The organism is Methylobacterium sp. CB376 (assembly GCF_029714205.1).
In the GTDB taxonomy this organism is placed as follows: Bacteria; Pseudomonadota; Alphaproteobacteria; order Rhizobiales; family Beijerinckiaceae; genus Methylobacterium.
On the sequence record NZ_CP121648.1, the window covers coordinates 136,351 to 153,288 of the forward strand.

General features: G+C 70.6%; 16 protein-coding genes. 7 read left to right on the forward strand and 9 right to left on the reverse strand.

The annotated features are described in order from the left end of the window. Positions 1–340: 340 nt before the first annotated feature. The 6 genes from QA634_RS00570 to solA form a co-directional block, all read right to left on the reverse strand. The gene (locus tag QA634_RS00570; protein ID WP_012330116.1) at positions 341–1,738 is read right to left on the reverse strand and encodes an MmgE/PrpD family protein; all 1,398 of its coding nucleotides are present in this window, start codon (positions 1,736–1,738) and stop codon (positions 341–343) included. A 15-nt stretch (positions 1,739–1,753) separates the two neighbouring features. Beyond that, on the reverse strand, positions 1,754–2,506 hold the full coding sequence (locus tag QA634_RS00575) for an amino acid ABC transporter ATP-binding protein (RefSeq protein ID WP_012330117.1): 753 nt from the start codon (positions 2,504–2,506) through the stop codon (positions 1,754–1,756). An 8-nt stretch (positions 2,507–2,514) separates the two neighbouring features. Then, positions 2,515–3,372: an amino acid ABC transporter permease gene (locus QA634_RS00580; RefSeq protein ID WP_012330118.1), complete on the reverse strand. Its 858-nt coding sequence runs from the start codon at positions 3,370–3,372 to the stop codon at positions 2,515–2,517. After that, a complete protein-coding gene (locus QA634_RS00585; RefSeq protein ID WP_012330119.1) occupies positions 3,369–4,115 on the reverse strand; it encodes an amino acid ABC transporter permease in 747 nt (248 codons plus the stop codon). The genes QA634_RS00580 and QA634_RS00585 overlap by 4 nt, the downstream gene beginning before the upstream one ends. 47 nt (positions 4,116–4,162) lie before the next feature. Next, complete coding sequence (locus QA634_RS00590; protein WP_012330120.1) at positions 4,163–4,981, reverse strand: transporter substrate-binding domain-containing protein; 819 nt, start codon at positions 4,979–4,981, stop codon at positions 4,163–4,165. 177 nt (positions 4,982–5,158) lie between these two features. Next, complete coding sequence (gene solA / locus QA634_RS00595; protein WP_012330121.1) at positions 5,159–6,328, reverse strand: N-methyl-L-tryptophan oxidase; 1,170 nt, start codon at positions 6,326–6,328, stop codon at positions 5,159–5,161. Positions 6,329–6,460: 132 nt separating this feature from the next. Here solA and QA634_RS00600 point away from each other — a divergent pair, with 132 nt between their 5' ends. Next, the gene (locus tag QA634_RS00600) at positions 6,461–7,465 is read left to right on the forward strand and encodes a LysR family transcriptional regulator (RefSeq protein WP_012330122.1); all 1,005 of its coding nucleotides are present in this window, start codon (positions 6,461–6,463) and stop codon (positions 7,463–7,465) included. Between the two features lie 62 nt (positions 7,466–7,527). On the opposite strand, the gene QA634_RS00605 is transcribed toward QA634_RS00600, so the two are convergent. Next, on the reverse strand, positions 7,528–7,941 hold the full coding sequence (locus QA634_RS00605; protein ID WP_012330123.1) for a hypothetical protein: 414 nt from the start codon (positions 7,939–7,941) through the stop codon (positions 7,528–7,530). Between the two features lie 387 nt (positions 7,942–8,328). Between QA634_RS00605 and QA634_RS00610 the strand changes: the two genes are divergently transcribed. The 6 genes from QA634_RS00610 (at position 8,329) to QA634_RS00635 (ending at position 15,483) form a co-directional block, all read left to right on the forward strand. Beyond that, entirely contained in the window at positions 8,329–8,934 is a 606-nt protein-coding gene (locus QA634_RS00610; protein WP_018262989.1) for a hypothetical protein, read from the forward strand. 158 nt (positions 8,935–9,092) lie between these two features. After that, complete coding sequence (locus tag QA634_RS00615; protein WP_012330125.1) at positions 9,093–10,697, forward strand: calcium-binding protein; 1,605 nt, start codon at positions 9,093–9,095, stop codon at positions 10,695–10,697. A 268-nt stretch (positions 10,698–10,965) separates the two neighbouring features. Further along, a complete protein-coding gene (locus tag QA634_RS00620) occupies positions 10,966–11,343 on the forward strand; it encodes a hypothetical protein (RefSeq protein WP_265576497.1) in 378 nt (125 codons plus the stop codon). Positions 11,344–12,121: 778 nt separating this feature from the next. Beyond that, positions 12,122–13,147, forward strand: coding sequence for a phosphotransferase family protein (locus tag QA634_RS00625; RefSeq protein ID WP_265576498.1), 1,026 nt, complete (start codon positions 12,122–12,124; stop codon positions 13,145–13,147). A 5-nt stretch (positions 13,148–13,152) separates the two neighbouring features. Beyond that, positions 13,153–14,445 (forward strand): phosphopyruvate hydratase, encoded by a 1,293-nt coding sequence (gene eno / locus QA634_RS00630; protein ID WP_415926926.1) that lies wholly within the window; start codon positions 13,153–13,155, stop codon positions 14,443–14,445. A gap of 345 nt (positions 14,446–14,790) precedes the next feature. Then, the gene (locus QA634_RS00635; RefSeq protein ID WP_012330129.1) at positions 14,791–15,483 is read left to right on the forward strand and encodes an acetoacetate decarboxylase family protein; all 693 of its coding nucleotides are present in this window, start codon (positions 14,791–14,793) and stop codon (positions 15,481–15,483) included. Between the two features lie 141 nt (positions 15,484–15,624). Here QA634_RS00635 and QA634_RS00640 read toward each other — a convergent pair whose 3' ends face one another. Beyond that, on the reverse strand, positions 15,625–16,011 hold the full coding sequence (locus QA634_RS00640) for a rhodanese-like domain-containing protein (protein WP_012330130.1): 387 nt from the start codon (positions 16,009–16,011) through the stop codon (positions 15,625–15,627). An 11-nt stretch (positions 16,012–16,022) separates the two neighbouring features. Beyond that, positions 16,023–16,934: an MBL fold metallo-hydrolase gene (locus QA634_RS00645; protein WP_012330131.1), complete on the reverse strand. Its 912-nt coding sequence runs from the start codon at positions 16,932–16,934 to the stop codon at positions 16,023–16,025. Positions 16,935–16,938: the final 4 nt, after the last annotated feature.

A 16,938-nucleotide genomic window follows, 5' to 3' on the forward strand; every position in this document is an offset into this window, starting at 1 on the left:
GCCCGTTTTACACTCCTGGCTCAGCACTCTGTAACGCTACCTGCTTGAAGCCCCAGAACTCATTACAACAGGCAACCCCGTCTGCCGTCGCTGGGAAAGGCCCTCAGAGGTCCGCTGTGCCTCCACCAGCAGCCTTTCGTTGATGCCGCATCGAATAGCTTCTTGGGGTCGGAAGCAGCCCCTCGCATGGTCAAGCTGATTGAGTTTTGACCCTAAGGAAACTCTTCCTCGAAAGGTCGTGGCGTTCGACCGGGGATGGGCGCCGCGCGGCCGGGCCCGCTCTCCCGGACCGGACGCCGCGGCCGGCAGGGCCGCGAAGGCTCCCGAGGCCCGCGCGGCCTCACGTCACGGGCGCGGGCGGCGACGGGGAGCCGGCCAGCGTGTCGAGGAGCGGCTCCAGGCCCGGCAGGTCGGCCAAGTCGCGAAGGGCCAGGTAGGCGCTCTCGGCCGCGGACGGCGCGAGCGCGCGGCCCGCGCAGGCGAGGAACTTCGCCCGCCGGTCGGCCTCGCTCAGGGGCCGCTCGGGGTTGCCGACCGCGAGGTCGCGGCTGCCCGAGATCACCCGGCCGCCCTCCACCTCGATCTCCATCTCCACGGGCGCGGTGCCGATGAAGCCGAGCCGCGCGAGGCTCGGGCTCACGGTCATGCGCACCCGTTCCATCACGCGGCGGAGCGCCGGGTCGGCAAGCGTCGCGTCGTCGAACGTGTCGAGCGCGACCCGCCCGCGGACCAGGGCGGCCGCGAGGGCGAATTCCAGCGAGAACCGGGCCTCCGCCGGCGTCCGCGGCGCGTGGCAGACGAGTTCGCGCTCGGCGAGCAGGCTCGTGCCGACCCGGATCTCCCGGACATGCTCCGCCGCGATCCCGTGCGCGCGGCGCAGGTCGAGGATCAGGTCGAGGGCCGGGTGGGCGCCGCTGCAGCAGGGATAGCGCTTGTAGGCGAGCCCGCGGGCGACGAGGTCGAAGGGCTCGCCGAAGCGCACCGCGCCGGGATCGATCCGCGCCCGCGCCGCCGGCCCGGCGAAGCACGCGGCGAACCCGTCCGCGCCCTCGAAGGCCTCGGCCGAGGCGGTCACGCCGGCCATCGCGAGGGACACCGCCTCCAGGCCGCTCCGGGCGGCGAGCCCGGCGTGCAGGGGCTTGGCCTGCGTTCCGAAATTCGCCCGCAGGCCGCCGGACCGGGTCAGCGCGATGGCGAGCGCGTGGATCGTCGCGGCCTCGCCCGGCCGGCGCAGCGCGCAGGCCGCGGCCGCGGCGCCGACGGCGTAGAGCGCGGCCGTGGTGTGCCAGCCGTTGCGCGAGACCTCGGGCATGACGGTCTCGGCGAGGCGGTGGGCGACCTCGACCCCCGCCAGGTAGGCCCCGACCGCCGCGAGACCGGACGCGCCGATCTCCTCCCCGACCGCGAGGGCGACCGGCGCCACGACCACGCTCGGATGGCCGATCGTCGTCCAACTCGTGTCGTCGAAGTCGAGGGCGTGGCCCGCGACGGCGTTGCACAGGGCCGCGTTCTCCGGATCCAGCCGCAGGCGCGTGCCCAGCACCGTGGCGGACCGGCCGGCGGCGCGGGCCCGCGCCCAGGTGCGCAGGTTGCGCGCGACCGGCTCCCGGGAGCCGGCGAGCGCGACGCCGACGCAGTCGGTCAGCGCCTCGCACGCCGCCGCGCGGGCGGCGCCATCGAGCGAGGCGGGATCGAGGGAGGCGAGGAAGGATGCGGCCCGTTCGAGGAGCGTCGGCACGGCGCGCCTTCCCGCTCAGAGGATCTGCGACAGGAAGCTGCGGGTGCGCGGGTCGCGCGGCGCGGCGAAGAACTGCGCGGGCGGCCCGTGCTCGACGATCACGCCCCGGTCCGTGAAGTAGATGTGGTCGGCGACCTCGCGGGCGAAGGCCATCTCGTGGGTCACGAGCAGGCAGGTCATGCCCTCCTCGGCGAGTTCCCGGATGGTGACCAGCACCTCCTTCACGGTCTCGGGATCGAGGGCCGCCGTGACCTCGTCGAACAGCATCACGTCGGGGCGCATGGCCAGCGAGCGGGCGATCGCGACGCGCTGCTGCTGTCCGCCCGATAGCTCGCCCGGGTAGGTGTCCTCCTTGCCCGAGAGGCGGACCTTGGCGAGGAGGGCGCGGGCGCGCGCCTCCACCTCGCGCCGGTCCTGGCCCAGCACGTGGATCGGCGCCATCATGACGTTCTGCAGCGCGGTCTTGTGCGGGAACAGGTTGTACTGCTGGAACACCATGCCGACCTTGCGGCGCAGGGCGAGCTTGTCGAGCTTCGGGTCGGCGACCTCGATCCCCTCGACCCGGATCGTGCCGGAGGTGATCGGCACCAGGGCGTTGATGCAGCGGATCAGGGTCGACTTGCCCGAGCCCGAGGGGCCGATGATGCAGATCACCTCGCCCTTGCGCACCTCCAGGCTGATGCCCTTGAGCACCTCCAGCGCGCCGAAGGACTTGTGCACGTCGATGAGTTGCACGATCGGCTGGTCGGGAGTCCAGGCAGGGGGCATGCGGGGTCTCAGGCGACGTGGAAGCGCCGCTCCAGGCGGGCCGTCCAGCGGTCGATCGGGTAGCAGTAGAGGAAGAAGCAGATGAGGGCGAAGCCGTAGAGCGGCGCGAAGAGCTCGGGCCGCCCGCCCTCGGCGGCGTGGACCTGCGCGGTGAGCGTCAGCATCTCGGAGACGCCCACGATCGAGGCCTGGACGGTCGCCATGGCGACGAGGGCGTAGAGGTTCATCCAGGGCGGCAGCATGCGCTTCAGGCATTGCGGCAGGATGATGCGCCACATCGTCTGGCGCCGGGTGAAGGCCAGGGCCTCCGCCGCCTCCCACTGCGTGGTCGGGATCGAGCGCACGGCCCCGCGCACGATCTCGGCGACGTTGGCCATGACCGGCAGGGCGAAGCCGCCGGTCGCCTTGACCCAGTCGGGCAGCGGGATGCGCAGGCCGAACACCGTGACCTGGAACGGCACCAGGAACATCACGAAGAACAGGAGCACGAGCCAGGGCGCGTTGCGGAAGACCTGCGTGGCGAGCCATGCGACCCCGCGCAGGGCCCGGGTCTCCGCCAGGAGCGCGAGGCCGAGCCAGAGCCCGGCGGCGGTGCCGAGCAGCATCGCGAGCAGCGAGATCGCGATGTTGAAGGCGAAGCCCGTGAGGAGGAGCGGCGCCCACTTGATCAGGACGTCGAGGGCCGGCAGGGGAGCCGCCCCGCTCGGGGCCTGGGCGGGCGCGGCCTGCGCCGCGAGGAGCATCGCCAGCCCGAGCGCGACGCCGTGGTGCGGGCGCAGGCGCAGCCGCGGCGGCGCGGGCGGCCGAGGGGGCAGCAGGACGGGCAGCAGGACGGGCAGCGCGCGGGGCCGGGGCTCGCCGCTCATCGCCCGTATCCCGGGATGCGCAGCGCCCGCTCCCAGCGGTGCATGAGCCACACCAGGATGCCGACCAGGATCCCGTAGGTCGCCAGCAGGACGAGCATCATCTCCAGCACGTTCTGCGACTCGGACCAGATCTGCTTGACCGCGTAGAGGGTTTCCGGGACCGCGATCGCGTAGGCGAGGGTCGTCGTCTTGAGCAGGTTGATCAGGTTGTTGTTGAGGGCAGGCAGGCAGATGCGCAGGGCGAGCGGCAGCACGACGTGGAGGTAGGCCTTGGCGCGGGTGTAGCCGAGCGCCTCGGCCGCCTCGACCGTGGTGCGCGGCACCGCCTCGATCCCGGAGCGGAAGATCTCGACGTTGAAGGCCGCGGCGAACAGGGACAGCGACACGATCGCCCACTGGACGTTGCTGAGCAGCGGCTCGCGCAGGCCCGACGCCGTCTGCGTCGCCGGCAGCAGCGTGCCCAGGCCGAAGTAGAAGAAGAAGATCTGCACCAGCGGGGGCGTGTTGCGGAACACAACCACGAAGCCGTGGACGAGACCGCGCAGCAGGCGGGACGGCCCGCCCTGCAGCAGGGCGCCGAGCGCGCCCAGCACGAGGCTGATCAGGATGGTGGAGACGCTGAGGAGAAGCGTCATCCGCAGGCCGGCGACGTAGCGCCCCCAATCGTAGGGATCGTAGAAGACCGTGAGATTGAAGCCGGTCGTGTCGTAGAGGCGCTGGAACCAGTCCGGAATGCCGCTCATCCCTTCACACCCTGGGGCCCGCCCGGCCGCGGCCGGGCGGGCCGGACTCAGTTGGTGGCGTTCTTGTACTTGTCGTGCATGGCCCGCGCGTAGTCGGTCGGCGCGATGCCCCACTTCTTCTCCTCGTCGACGATGAAGCCGGTCCGCATCCAGTCCTTGGTCGCGGTCTCCATCACGGCCTGGAGGCTGGCATTGCCGGACGCGACCGCCATGATCCAGGGCGCTTCGAGGATGCCCTTGAGCGGCATGGCGTAATCGGCCTTCCACTCGTCCTCGCCGAGCCGGCCCTGGATGAAGGTCTGGTCGTACAGGTAGCCGACGCAATTGCCCTGCTTGAGCGCGAAGAGCGGCTTCTCGGACCCGTCGAAGGCGACGATCTCGGCCCCGTAGGTGCGGGCCACGTCCTTGTTGTACCACGCGCCCGACGTGGCGCAGACCGGCTTGCCCTTGAGCTGACCCCACTCGGTGATGCCGCCCTTCTTCGGCAGCAGGATATTGACGTAGTCCGAGTAGTATTGCGGGTCGATGGCCTGGACCACGCGGCGGCGCTCCGGCTTGTCGGAGATCGTCGCGATCAGGAGATCGACCTTGCCCTGCTGCAGGAACTCGATGCGGTTGGAGGAGACGACCGGCACGAGTTCGAGCTCGACGCCGAGGCGCTTGGCGATGTCGGCCGCGAGGTCCGGCTCCAGGCCGATGATGTTGCCGCTCGGGTCGCGGAAGCCGAAGGGCCGGTAATCGGCCTTCACGCCGACGATCAGCTTGCCGCGCTGCTTGATGGCGTCGACGCCCTCCGCCGCCCTCGCCCCGGACAGCGTAGCGAGGGCGACCCCCGCGAGGGCCAGAGCACGAACCTTCTGTCGCATGGGATCGAACCTCCGTCGGGGGTGAGGAGAAGGGGCGACGCGCGGGCGGTCAACCTGAGGCGCCCCGCACTCGGCCGTTGTCGACCGGATTATCGCCGCGGCGGTGCCGCCGCGTCGATCGGAACACCAAATCAAGCAGCATGATTCGATGCAAGCGGCGCGCCACGGCCGGCGCGATCACTGGAATCGACCGAGGCGGAACGGCGCGAGATCGATCGCGCTGCGTCCCTCGGTGAGGGATTCGGCCACCGTCGCGCCGATGCCCGCGGAATGCTTGAAGCCGTGGCCGGAACAGGCCGAGACGACCGTGACCCTGTCGTGATCGGGGTGGCGGTCGATGATGAAGCCGCGGTCGGGCGTGATCGTGTAGAGGCAGGCGGCGGCCTCGGCCACGCGCGGGGTCGCGCCCGCCAAGCGCCCGGCGACGTGCAGGCGGTACATCTCGGCGGATTCCTCCGGGGAGACGGCGCGGTCGATGGAATCGGCGGTGGTGCGCGTCGCGTACTGCTCGGTGGCGACCTTGAGGCGATGGTCGCCCGGCCCCGGCGGGAAGCCGTAGAGGTAGTCGACGTCGCTCGCGCCGTGCATCCAGACGAAGACCGGCGCGCCGGGGCCGTAGGCGCCGACGTCGTCGAGGGCGAACCAGTGCAGGACCTGCCGCCGCACCGTGAGGAGGCGCGCGAAGGCGGATCCGAGGAGCGGCGCCGTCCAGGCGCCGGCCGACACGACGGCGCGCGCGGCCCTGATCGCGCCGTCGCGGGTGCGCAGGGTCACCCCGGACGCGTCCTGCTCCAGGCCGAGCACCTCGGTGCCGGTGCGGATCTCGGCGCCGAGCGCCTCCGCCCGCCGCAGCTGGGCGGCGATGCAGCGCTCGGGCAGGACGTAGCCGCCGCCCGGCTCGTAATAGGCCTTCTCGTCGCCCGCGAGGTTCAGGAATTGCGGGAAGCGGCGGGCGACCTCGGCGCCCGTCAGCATCTCGTGCGGGATCCCGAAGGCGAGCGCCGCGTCGCGCGAGCGGCCGACGAAGTCCGGCTTGCCGTGGTGCGAGGTCGGGCCCCGCCCCGGCCCCATGACCAGCACCCCGCAGGCGTTCAGCAGCGTCTCCCCGGTCTCGGCCTCGAGCTGGCGCCAGATCCGGTGCGATTCCAGCACGAAGGGCACGTAGTCCCGGCCCTCGCCGACGGCCTGCCGGGTGATGCGGGTCTCGCCGTGGCTCGACCCCATCGCGTGCGGCGGCGCGAAGCGGTCGAGGCCGATCACCGCCGCGCCGCGCCGGGCGAGCTGGAAGAGCGTCGCGCTGCCCATGGCGCCGAGGCCGATCACGGCGACGTCGTAGGTCCTGCTCATCCGGTCCGGTCCCTGCTCATCCCGTGCGCAGGCCCCTTGGTGCCCAATGCCTGGGCGAGCCGGCAATGGCCGCGCCTCCGATGAAGCAGGATTGATGATCGGCATGACAGGGGCTTATGAAGCCGGGCCAGGATGGACACGCTTCCCGATCTCGGCGCGCTCCGGGTGATCCGCGCCGTCGCGGAGACCGGGAGCATCACGGCGGCGGCCCGGCGCCACGGCCTGACCCAATCCGCCGTCTCGCAGGTGGTCCGGCGCGTCGAGGCGGCGATCGGCGCGCCCCTGTTCGACCGCGCCCGCCGGCCGCTCGTCCCGACCGCCGCCGGCCGCATCCTCGCGGCCCGGGTTCAGGACCTGAGCCGCGACCTGGAGGACCTCCTGGCCGTCCTGCGCTCCGCCGCGGCGCAGCCGGAGCGGATCGACCTGCGGCTCGGTCTCGTCGATTCCTTCGCCGGGACGGTGGGGGCGCACCTCGTCCGCGACCTGCTCGACGGGACGGCGGCGCTCACCCTGACCGCGTGGTCGGGCCTCGCCTTCTCGCACGCCGAGGCGCTCCTGCGCCGGGCGATCGACGCGGCGATCACCTGCGACCCGATGGACGGCCTGTCCGGCATCGAGCGCTATCCCGTGTTCCGCGAACCCTACCTGCTGGCGGTGCCGCGCGGGCTCGCCGGGGAGCTCGCGCCCCTGGGCCTGCGCGAGGTCCTCGCCCGCCACCGGCTGGTCCGCCACAGCGAGCGCTCCTTCGTCGGCCAGCAGGTCGAGCGCCACCTGAGCCGCCTCGGGCTGCGGCCCCCGCGCGCCTTCGAGTTCGACACCTCGGACGCGCTCGTCGCCATGGTGGCGATGGGGATGGGCGTGGCGGTCACGACGCCGCTCTGCCTGCTCCAGGGCATCGCCCACGCGCCGGGGATCGAGGTGCTGCCCCTGCCCAAGCCGGGCTTCTCGCGCGACCTGCTCCTCGTCACGCTGCGCGGCGAGATCCCGCGCCTCGCGCCCCGGATCGCCGCCCGCGCGCAGGCCGTCCTGCGCGAGCAGGCCATGCCGCGCCTCGACGCGCTGGTGCCCTGGCTCGGCGCGGGCGCGCCCGCGCTGTTCCCGCCGACGGACGGCGCCGGCGCGCCCTCCCCCGCCTGAGGGCAGCCGCTGGCCGGTCCGACCGGACGCGCCGCGCGATTCCGGCCGCCGACGGGCCCCGATCAGCGCGCCTTCGTGTAGGTGCCGGACACGTCCGAGCCCATCCCGCAGGGTCCCTCGACTTGGCCGAAGGTGATGACGGCGCGTCCGGGCGAGAGGCGCATCTCGATCAGCCGCTCCACGGCGGGATCATCGTCGCGAATGCGCGCGGTCAGCCGCGTGCCCTTCAGGTCGCCATCCGCGACGATGGAGCAGTCGGCGGCCGTGGCCGGTCCTCGCGGCAGCCCTCCCGCCACGATGGAGATCGTCCAGCGCGGTCCTGCCCGCTCGATCCGCATCTCCCCGCGCGACGGCGCGCGGCGGATGTAGAGACCCGCGATCGTGGGCGGTCCGGCGGATGCCTGCTCGCAGGCCGCGATCATCGCCAAGGCCGCGATCATCGCCAGGGCCGCGAGCGGCGGCAGCCGAGACCTCATCGGGCGCTCCATCCGGGCCGCGTGCCGCCGCCTCGACGGGCCGTTCCGCGCTCGCCGGGACCGACCATGGCTCGCGGAGACCTCCGGGATCGCGTCGGCTTCACCGCGCGCCCGGAGGAGGACACGCGCCGCCGCCGCCCGTCAAGTCGCCGCGCCGACGGGGCGACCCGCGGGGGCCTTCCCGCTCACCCGTGCTCCGCGCCGCGGACGTCCCGCCGGCGGCCGCGGGATCCCTCCCCCGCGCCCGATGTCGATCGCCCGGGCTCTGCTCGGGAACCTCGACCTTTATCAGGTGTTGACGGTCCGCCTGTTGGGACTCGACCCGCGGCTTGCCTGAACGCGCGGCCCTTCCGCTCGGGCGGCACGCGGATGCACTTGGGGGCGAAGATGCGCGCCGTCCTGTTTGCGCTTGCCGTCATCTTTCTCGTGCAGGATCGCGGCGCCGCAGCTGAGATCAGTCAGGATGGGATCTTCAGCAAGGAATTCATCGCATTCTTCTTCGAGATCCGACGCTACAACAATTTTACTTCGGAACCGTCCGCCGAGACCGCGAACCAGCCCGACGGCGCGCGCCCGCCGTCCGGCGCGGAGGCCCGGTCGGTCTTCGACGTCTGCGACGACTACGACCTCGACAAGCTCCGGTACTACATCCTCAACCGGGACCGGAAGTACATAGACCGCTTCAATCTCGCCAGCGATCCTGACGACCTGACCTACCGGGACTATTCCATCTCGTACGTGAAGAGGATTATCAGCAGAATCAACAAGCTGACCCACCAGAAGGTGCGCAAGGGGGGTGCGGCGATCGCCTACATCCGGCTCGACACGGAGGGCGTGATCGTCGAGGCGCGCGTCACGGATTTTCTGGGTGACCCGGCGGCCGTCAAGGAGGCTTACGCCGTCGTGACTCCCGGCAGGAAGCTGGGGGAGCCGCCGTCCTTCGTGGACCGGGACAGCCTGCGCTTCACCGTGCCGATCGTGTTCGTGCAGTAGGTCCCTCGCGGGATTCCCCGCTGACCGCGGACGCCGCGCCGATCGCGCGGGTCATCCGAGGCGCCCCTCCCCGCCCGACTGTGATCCGGCTCACAGTACGGCGGCGGCCGGGCGCCGATAACGGATCTCGACCGCATCGGTCGTCACGGAGATCCGAGATGACTCCCTCGAAGGCAGCAAATCTCAAGAACATCGTGTCACGTCCGACGCCGGTGGGGACGGAGGACGACGACCAGGACGCCGTGTTGCTGGCGGATGACGCGCGCCGCGGGCCGGCCGGCCTCGGCACCTCGCCGACCACGCTGGCCCTGGTCGCGACGTTCGGCAACGGGACGGCGACGGTCTTCGGGGACAGTCTCGACAACACCGTCACGCTGAGCCGGAACGCGGCCGGCCAGATCCTCGTCAACGGCGGAGCCGTGCCGATCACCGGCGGCACCGCGACGGTCGCCAATACCGGCCTGATCCAGGTCTTCGGTCAGGGCGGGAACGACGTCCTGACCCTGAACGAGGCCAACGGCGCGCTCCCGCGGGCGAACCTGTTCGGCGGGGCCGGCAACGACGTGATGACCGGCGGCTCGGGCAACGACATGCTCTTCGGTCAGGCGGGCAACGACACGCTGCTCGGCAAGGGCGGGGCGGACTTGCTGTTCGGCGGCGCCGGCAACGACGTGCTGACCGGCGGCGACGGCGACGACCAGGTCTTCGGCGAGGCCGGCGACGACCGCATGATCTGGAATCCCGGCGACGACACCGACCTGTTCGAGGGCGGCGACGGCACCGACACCGCGGAGGTCAACGGCGGCAACGGCGCCGAGACCTTCGCGCTGACGGCGAACGGCACGCGGGTGCGCTTCGACCGGCTGGATCCGGCGCCCTTCTCCCTCGATATCGGGACGACCGAGCGGATCGTCGTCAACATGAACGGGGGGGACGACCGCTTCAGCGCGACCGGGAACCTCGCCGCGCTGATCGGCGTGACGGTCGACGGGGGCTCCGGGAACGACACCATCCTCGGCAGCAACGGCGGCGACCTGTTGCTCGGCGGCGACGGCAACGACGTCGTCGACGGTCAGCAGGGCAGCGACGTCGCCATGCTGGGCGCGGGCGACGACACCTTCCAGTGGGACCCGGGCGACGGCAGCGACGTGGTCGAGGGGCAGGCCGGCAGCGACACCCTGCTCTTCAACGGCGCGAACATCGCCGAGACCATCGACCTAGCGGCCAATGGCGGGCGGGCAGTGCTGCGGCGCGACATCGCCAGCGTGACGATGGACCTCAACGACGTCGAGACGGTCGACGTGAGGGCGCTGGGAGGGGCGGACCGGATCACCGTCGACGACCTGTCGGGCACCGACGTGACGCGGGTCGTCCTGAACCTCGCGGGCGCCGGGGGCGGCGGCGACGGGCAGGCGGACACGGTCGTGATCAACGGCACCGCCGGCGACGACGTGATTCAGCTGATCGCCGGCAGCGACGGGATCCGGGTGCTCGGCCTCGCGGCGGAGATCGACATCGTCGGCTTCGACCCGAGCGACCGCCTCCTGATCAACGGGCTGGGCGGGGACGACGTGATCGAGGCGTCGGGCCTGACGGCCACCGGCATGCTGCTGACCGCGGATGGCGGCGCGGGCAACGACGTCCTGATCGGCGGCCCCGGCCCCGACACGCTCCTCGGGGGCGAGGGCGACGACGTGCTGATCGGGGGACCGGGCCTCGACGTCCTCGACGGCGGGCTCGGCAGCAACGTCGTGATCTCCTGAGCGTCACCCGACGCGGCGGGCGCCGGCCGGCGCATCATGCCGCGACGCGAGCCGGCGAGGAATCGCCCCTGCCTCGAATTGACAGGATCGGATCAGATCGATGCGACACTTCCCTTCGACACCTCCCCGTCATCGGTGCGACCGGCGGCCTGTGGCGGGGCGAGGTCGCCTTCGGCGACGGGAGCCGGAGCTTAGGGCCCCGTGGTTCAAGACGGACCCGGACCCGCGGGGCCACGGCCTCGACGGGATCGCCGCCGACCAGCGGGAGGTGCGCATCACGATCGTCATCCCGTCGGGCGACCGCGCGCTCCGTCAGTGGCTCACGTTCACTCGGACACCGCGCAGCCGCCGGGCCGCCGCGTGCATTGAGCAACTCATCCGACCGGGCGGCCAGCGCGAGGGAGAAACGTGGAGCGTCTCCCCGCACCAGATCCCGCCGACCGAGTTCCGCGCCATCGAGGTCCGTCGGCCCGACGGGAGCGACACGCGGATCGAGCCTGGCGACCTCGCGGCCATGGTGCCGCACGAGGGACTGGAAGAGGAGGTCCGCGCGGAGTTCCGCGACATGCGCACCCGCACGCGCTTCCGGGCCGCCTCACCGGCCTTGGCCTTCCCGGCCCGCCGCTCGATATCCCGGCGGCGGTAGCGGGGCCCGAGTTCCGCGGCGTCGCGGGGCGGCTCCTCGAGACAGGGGGCCGCCCCGCGCGGCATTTGGGCGAATCGCGGCGCCGGGACGGGGATCGGCCGGGGCGACGGCTTCACGATTCTCCCCGTTGCCCGGCGGGCGAACCGCCGGACGTGCGCGCCGCACTGGGTGGTCATGACCGTCGATGCCCGCGCCCCAGAGGCCGCGAACCAGCGGGTTGGCTGCCCTCGTGGAGCGACTCGACCTTGGCCTGGAGCAGCAGCTTGCGACCCGACTCGGACCTTCGATTCGTCCTCGCTCGACCCGAGCTTCGGACGCCACTCGGACCTTCCAGCGGTGCTCGCGCAACCCAGGCTATTGACCCCTTCCGGACATTCGTAGCGCGTGTCGGGAATGTCCGGTTGCGGGTGCTTTCCGGAATGGCGGTCTCCCGATCCACTTGTCTCACATGCCCACGTCCCGGGCGCTCCCGCGTCGGGCGCACCAGCGGGACCGTGCCCCCGCGAAGCTCGGCCGTGCGCAGACGGGCGGGATCCCGGTCTCTATCAGGGCATGACCCTGCAGCCGTTGTCGTCGGCCCTCCTCGGCGCCGCGGCGGGAGGTTTCGCCTTGATCGATGCAGTCAGCAACCTTGTTTCCCGACCTCGCTCCGGGAGGTGGATCGAGGATGCGACGGCGAGCACCGATCTGGCGCTGTCCGTTATCCCGATAAGCGTTGTGCTCGGTGCGAATTTGGTGCTCACCATGCCTTCCCGTCTGTGGATCGTTGGGGTTCGACATGACTGCCATGGCGGCATCGCCGGCCGAAGCCGAGACGGTGATCAGCGAGTTCCTCAACCGGTGCGGGCTGGTGACGCTCGGCGAGCCGACGCGGCTGGTGCCGCTCACCGGTGGGGTCGCGTCGGACATCTTTCGGGTGGAGGTCGGCGAGCGCACCTTCGTCGTCAAAAAGGCGCTGGCGCGCCTGCGCGTCGCGCAGGAATGGAATGCCCCCGTCTCGCGCAATAAGAGCGAGGTGGGCTGGTTCATCGAGGCACGGCGCGCCGTCCCGCACGCCGTGCCGGACATCATCGCGCACGACCCTGACTTGGGCGTGTTCGCGATGACCTACCTGGATCCCGCTCGCCATCCGATCTGGAAGGACGAGCTCCGCGATGGCCGGGCGAGGCCCGCCTTCGCGTCGGCGGTTGGCCAAACCATCGCCACCATCCACAACGCGACGGCTCATTCGGCCGAAGCGGCGCGTCGCTTTGCCAATGACGAGACGTTCCACGCCATCCGCCTCGAACCCTACCTCGAGGCAACAGCGAGGCGCCACGGCGACCTCGCGGAGGAGCTCTTCGCCCTCTCTCGGGCGACGATCCAGAGCAAGGTCGTCATGGTGCATGGCGACGTCAGCCCGAAGAACATCCTTGCCGGTCCGGCCGGACCCGTGCTGCTCGATGCCGAATGTGCGTGGTACGGCGAGCCGGCCTTCGACCTGGCATTCTGCCTCAACCATCTCCTCCTCAAGTGCGTCTGGAAGAGGCCGCACGCGACGGACTACCTGGCCTGCTTCGATGCGCTCGCGTCGTCCTATCTCTCCCGCGTGTGCTGGGAGGCGCCCGAGAGCGTGGAGGTGCGGGCAGCCCGCCTTCTGCCGGCGCTGTTCCTGGGCCGCATCGATGGAAAGTCGCCCGCGGAGTACATCACGGCGGAGGCTGACCGCGAGCTCGTCAGGCGCGTGGCCCGTCATCTGATCGTGAGCCGCCCGCGGCAGCTCTCACAGATCCGGCAAGACTGGGCGAGGGAGGTCCTGAATTGACCAGCATGACCATCACGTCCGTGCACGGACGCCGCCTGTGGGACTCCCGCGGTCGCCCTACTGTCGAGGTGGAGGTCACGGTGGGCGGCCACGCGGTCGGCCGCGCCATCGCGCCGGCGGGAGCGTCCACCGGCTCGGGCGAAGCGATCGACCTGCGTGACGGGGGCGAGGCATTCGGTGGCCTCGACGTGCGCCGGGCGATCGGCAACGTGAACGGGCCGATCGCCCGGGCGCTCGTGGGAATGGACGCGAGCGATCCTCCGGCGATCGATGCGGCGATGATCGCGCTCGACGGCACGCCCGACAAGTCCCGGCTGGGCGGCAACGCCACCGTGGCGACATCCATGGCCGTGCTGCACGCGCGGGCCCGTGCCGTCGGGCTTCCGGTCTGGAAGCTGCTGGCCGGGTCTCGGCAGGTGCGCATCCCCCTTCCGGAGATCCAGATCTTCGGCGGCGGGGCGCACGCCGAGAGGCGCGTCGACATTCAGGACTTCATGGTGATGTGCCCTGGTGCCGGGTCCTTCGCCGAGGCGCTGGACTGGACTGCGGAGATCTATCGCGCAGCCGGTGCGTTGATGCGGAGGGCCGGCAAGCTTCAGGGCGTCGCCGACGAGGGCGGGTACTGGCCCGTTTTCGCGTCCAACGAGGAGGCCCTGGATACCCTCATGCTCGCGCTCGAGGCTGCGGGCTTCAGGCCGGGCGCCGACGTGGCGATCTCGCTGGATGTCGCGGCCTCGGAGTTCGGTCGGGCCGGAGCCTATGTCCTGGCTCTCGACGGCCGGACGCTGGATACGGCCGGGATGATCGACATGCTCGGGAGCTGGCTCGATGCCTACCCGATCGTGTCCATTGAGGATCCGGTGGCCGAGGACGACGTCGACGGGTTCAAGGCGTTCACGGCGAGCTATGGCCGGCACTGTCAGATCATCGGCGATGACTTCTTCGTCACCGATGCGAAGCGCGTGACACGCGCAGCTGGCGATCGTTCGGCCAATGCGGTGCTGATCAAGCCGAACCAAGCGGGCACCCTCGCCGAGACCCACGCGGCCCTCCTCGCTGCGAAGGAGGCGGGTTTCGGCACCATCGTGTCGGCCCGCTCGGGCGAGACGGAAGATACGACCATCGCCCATCTGGCTGTCGGCTGGGATGCCGGCCAGCTCAAGGTCGGTTCGTTCTCCCGGTCGGAGCGAATGGCCAAGTGGAACGAGGTGCTTCGCATCGAGGAGTGCTTGGGGGACGATGCGGTCTTCGCGGGCTGGTCGGCACTGCCGTTCAAGGAGGCTGCGCCATCGTCCTGAGCGCGGCCGGCGGTTGCCGGATGATTTTCCCGATGCTGACGACGGCCGATAGAAGAGATCGAAAGACAAGAAGGGCCTGACCAGCGCCGCGACCGCCGGGAGCATGCGATCGGCACGCCAGAGCATTTTCCGACGAAGTGGATGCCGGTTCGTCGCGGACAATGCGGCAAGATCAAAGATCGAGAGCGGCACCCGGTTGCAACGTGATCGGGTGCCGCTCTAGACGGCGCCGCCGCATACCGAGCGGCGTCTTGTCTGCCGATCGCGAGTTCATCGCGTTGATAGGCCGCCCTGGCGGACCGACCGCGGAGAGGTGATCGATATTGTCGGCAAAGCGTGACCGAAATGACTGCAGGACCGTCGACCTGGCCGATCGATCCGAACGGGGTGAGCTATCCGCCGCCGCCCTGGCACCTTCAGGGGACAGCTTTCGTCTCGCTGTGGCGGGTCGAAGCGTCCCGCCTGCCGGCAGGTTGGTTGGCGCGGGACGTGCGGCCGGTGATCATGATGGGCCGCGCGCTCCTTGGAACGGCCTTCGCGGTGTACGAACCGACCGGTGTTCTGGCCTACAACGAGGCAATGGCCGCGATTCAGGTCGGGTACGGTTGGCAACTCGCGCTGAGCGTGCCCGAGATCTGGGTCGATCACCCAGCCTCGATCGCGGGAGCGCGCGCGATGTGGAGCATCCCCAAGCAGGAAGCCGTGTTCCGGGTTCGGAGGAGTGTCAGTCCTGGAGCCGTAAGTTTTGAGGCAAGGGTAACGGCGGGTGCAGAGCGGGAACTCGCGAAGCTCGTGTTTAGGAACCGAATCGCGATACCGGGCCGTTGGCCGCTGCGGATGACAATCGTGCAGCGGTCATTACGTCACGAAGATCACGAGGATATTCGCGTGACCAAAGCTTTGATACGGGCGAGCGTGTCGTTTGGAGCCGCAACGTGGAGCTTTGCTCGCGGCGGCCCGCTCGATTTCCTGAGCGGATCCATCCCTCTCGTGAACTTTCGGCTATCCCGGATGGCACTCCGAATTGGACGATCTTGACGCGCAGCGGACCCAAAGAAGCGGCCCATCTGAGGTCTGCTTCACGGTTCGAAGCAGACGCAGACCGTCCCCGAATGACATCGCGTCGCCAGGGACGATCCGTGTGGGGAGGTTAGGCGCCGAACAGCGGCCGCTTTCCGTTCACCCCCGTTCGACCGGCGCACCCGCCTTCTCCAGCGCAGAGAAGCCGCCAGCGACGTGAGCCACCCGACCCAGCCCCATGGTCTTGAGCGTCTGGGCGGCCAGGGCCGAGCGGCTCCCTGATCCACAATAGAGGACCAGCCGCCTGCCACCCCCGAGTTCGGCCTTATGGGTCGGGCTTGCCGGATCGGCCTGGAATTCCAGAAAGCCGCGCGGCACGTGAACCGCGCCTGCGATCTTGCCGCTCTTGGCCACCTCCTCGCCCTCGCGCACGTCGACGAACACCGTGTCCGGCTGCCCGAGGCGCGCCAGCGCCTCCTCGGCCGACAGAGTCTCCACCTCGCGGTTGGCCTCAGCCACCAAGTCCTTCGCGCTCTTCGTGGTCATGGTCACCTCCGTCACTCGCCCCAAGCCGCGCCGTCGAGCGCATTCAGCGGGATCTTCAGGTAGCGCCTCCCGTTCGCCTCGGGTTCCGGCAGCCGGCCGCCCCGGATATTCACCTGCAGCGAATGCAGGATGAGCTTGGGCATCGGCAGCTCGCGATCGCGCGCCTCGCGCATCCGCACGAACGCCTCCTCGGTCCCGGTCTCCGTCAGATGCGTGTTCTCGGCCCGCTGCCGGGCGACCGTGCTCTCCCAGGCGGCCTCGCGCCCACCCGGGCGGTAGTCGTGCCCGGTGAACAGCCGCGTCTCGTCCGGAAGCGCCATGATGCGCTGGATGCTGCGCCAGAGCGCGTGCGCGTTGCCGCCAGGGAAGTCGGCCCGCGCCGAGCCGCTGTCCGGCATGAACAAGGTGTCGTGGATGAAGGCGGCATCCCCCACCCGGTAGGCGATGGAGGCCAGGGTGTGGCCCGGCGTGAACATCACCTCGACGTCCAGGGTGCCGATCCGGAAGTGCTCGCCGTCGGCGAACAGGCGCGACCACTGCGAGCCGTCCGTCCGAAACCCGTCGGGCAGGTTGTAGAGTCCCTTCCAGAGCCGCTGCACCTCGACGACCTTCTCGCCGATGGCGGTCGGGACCCCCGTCCTGTCGTGCAGGTAGCCCGCCGCCGAGAAGTGGTCGGCGTGCGGGTGCGTGTCGAGGATCCACTCCAGCGCGTAGCCTTCGCGCTCGATATGGGCGAGCAGGGTGTCGGCGGAACGGGTGGCGGTCGCGCCGGACTTCGGGTCGAAGTCGAGCACCGGGTCGATGATGGCGCAGCGCGTCGTCTCGGGGTCCGCGACGACGTACTGGATGCTGCCGGTCGGCGCGTCGTGGAAGCCCGTCACGATGGGACGCCCGCGCAAGGGCGCGGTGGTCTGGTCCGACATGGAT

Excerpts from the sequence above, each read along its gene's own strand:
- QA634_RS00605 (WP_012330123.1), bottom strand. The coding sequence starts at position 7,941 with ATGAGGTCTCGGCTGCCGCCGCTCGCGGCCCTGGCGATGATCGCGGCC.
- solA (WP_012330121.1), bottom strand. The coding sequence starts at position 6,328 with ATGAGCAGGACCTACGACGTCGCCGTGATCGGCCTCGGCGCCATGGGC.
- QA634_RS00585 (WP_012330119.1), bottom strand. The coding sequence starts at position 4,115 with ATGAGCGGCATTCCGGACTGGTTCCAGCGCCTCTACGACACGACCGGC.
- QA634_RS00635 (WP_012330129.1), top strand. The coding sequence starts at position 14,791 with ATGACTGCAGGACCGTCGACCTGGCCGATCGATCCGAACGGGGTGAGC.
- QA634_RS00580 (WP_012330118.1), bottom strand. The coding sequence starts at position 3,372 with ATGAGCGGCGAGCCCCGGCCCCGCGCGCTGCCCGTCCTGCTGCCCGTC.
- QA634_RS00575 (WP_012330117.1), bottom strand. The coding sequence starts at position 2,506 with ATGCCCCCTGCCTGGACTCCCGACCAGCCGATCGTGCAACTCATCGAC.
- QA634_RS00640 (WP_012330130.1), bottom strand. The coding sequence starts at position 16,011 with ATGACCACGAAGAGCGCGAAGGACTTGGTGGCTGAGGCCAACCGCGAG.
- QA634_RS00615 (WP_012330125.1), top strand. The coding sequence starts at position 9,093 with ATGACTCCCTCGAAGGCAGCAAATCTCAAGAACATCGTGTCACGTCCG.
- eno (WP_415926926.1), top strand. The coding sequence starts at position 13,153 with ATGACCATCACGTCCGTGCACGGACGCCGCCTGTGGGACTCCCGCGGT.
- QA634_RS00600 (WP_012330122.1), top strand. The coding sequence starts at position 6,461 with ATGGACACGCTTCCCGATCTCGGCGCGCTCCGGGTGATCCGCGCCGTC.
- QA634_RS00645 (WP_012330131.1), bottom strand. The coding sequence starts at position 16,934 with ATGTCGGACCAGACCACCGCGCCCTTGCGCGGGCGTCCCATCGTGACG.
- QA634_RS00590 (WP_012330120.1), bottom strand. The coding sequence starts at position 4,981 with ATGCGACAGAAGGTTCGTGCTCTGGCCCTCGCGGGGGTCGCCCTCGCT.
- QA634_RS00625 (WP_265576498.1), top strand. The coding sequence starts at position 12,122 with ATGACTGCCATGGCGGCATCGCCGGCCGAAGCCGAGACGGTGATCAGC.
- QA634_RS00610 (WP_018262989.1), top strand. The coding sequence starts at position 8,329 with ATGCGCGCCGTCCTGTTTGCGCTTGCCGTCATCTTTCTCGTGCAGGAT.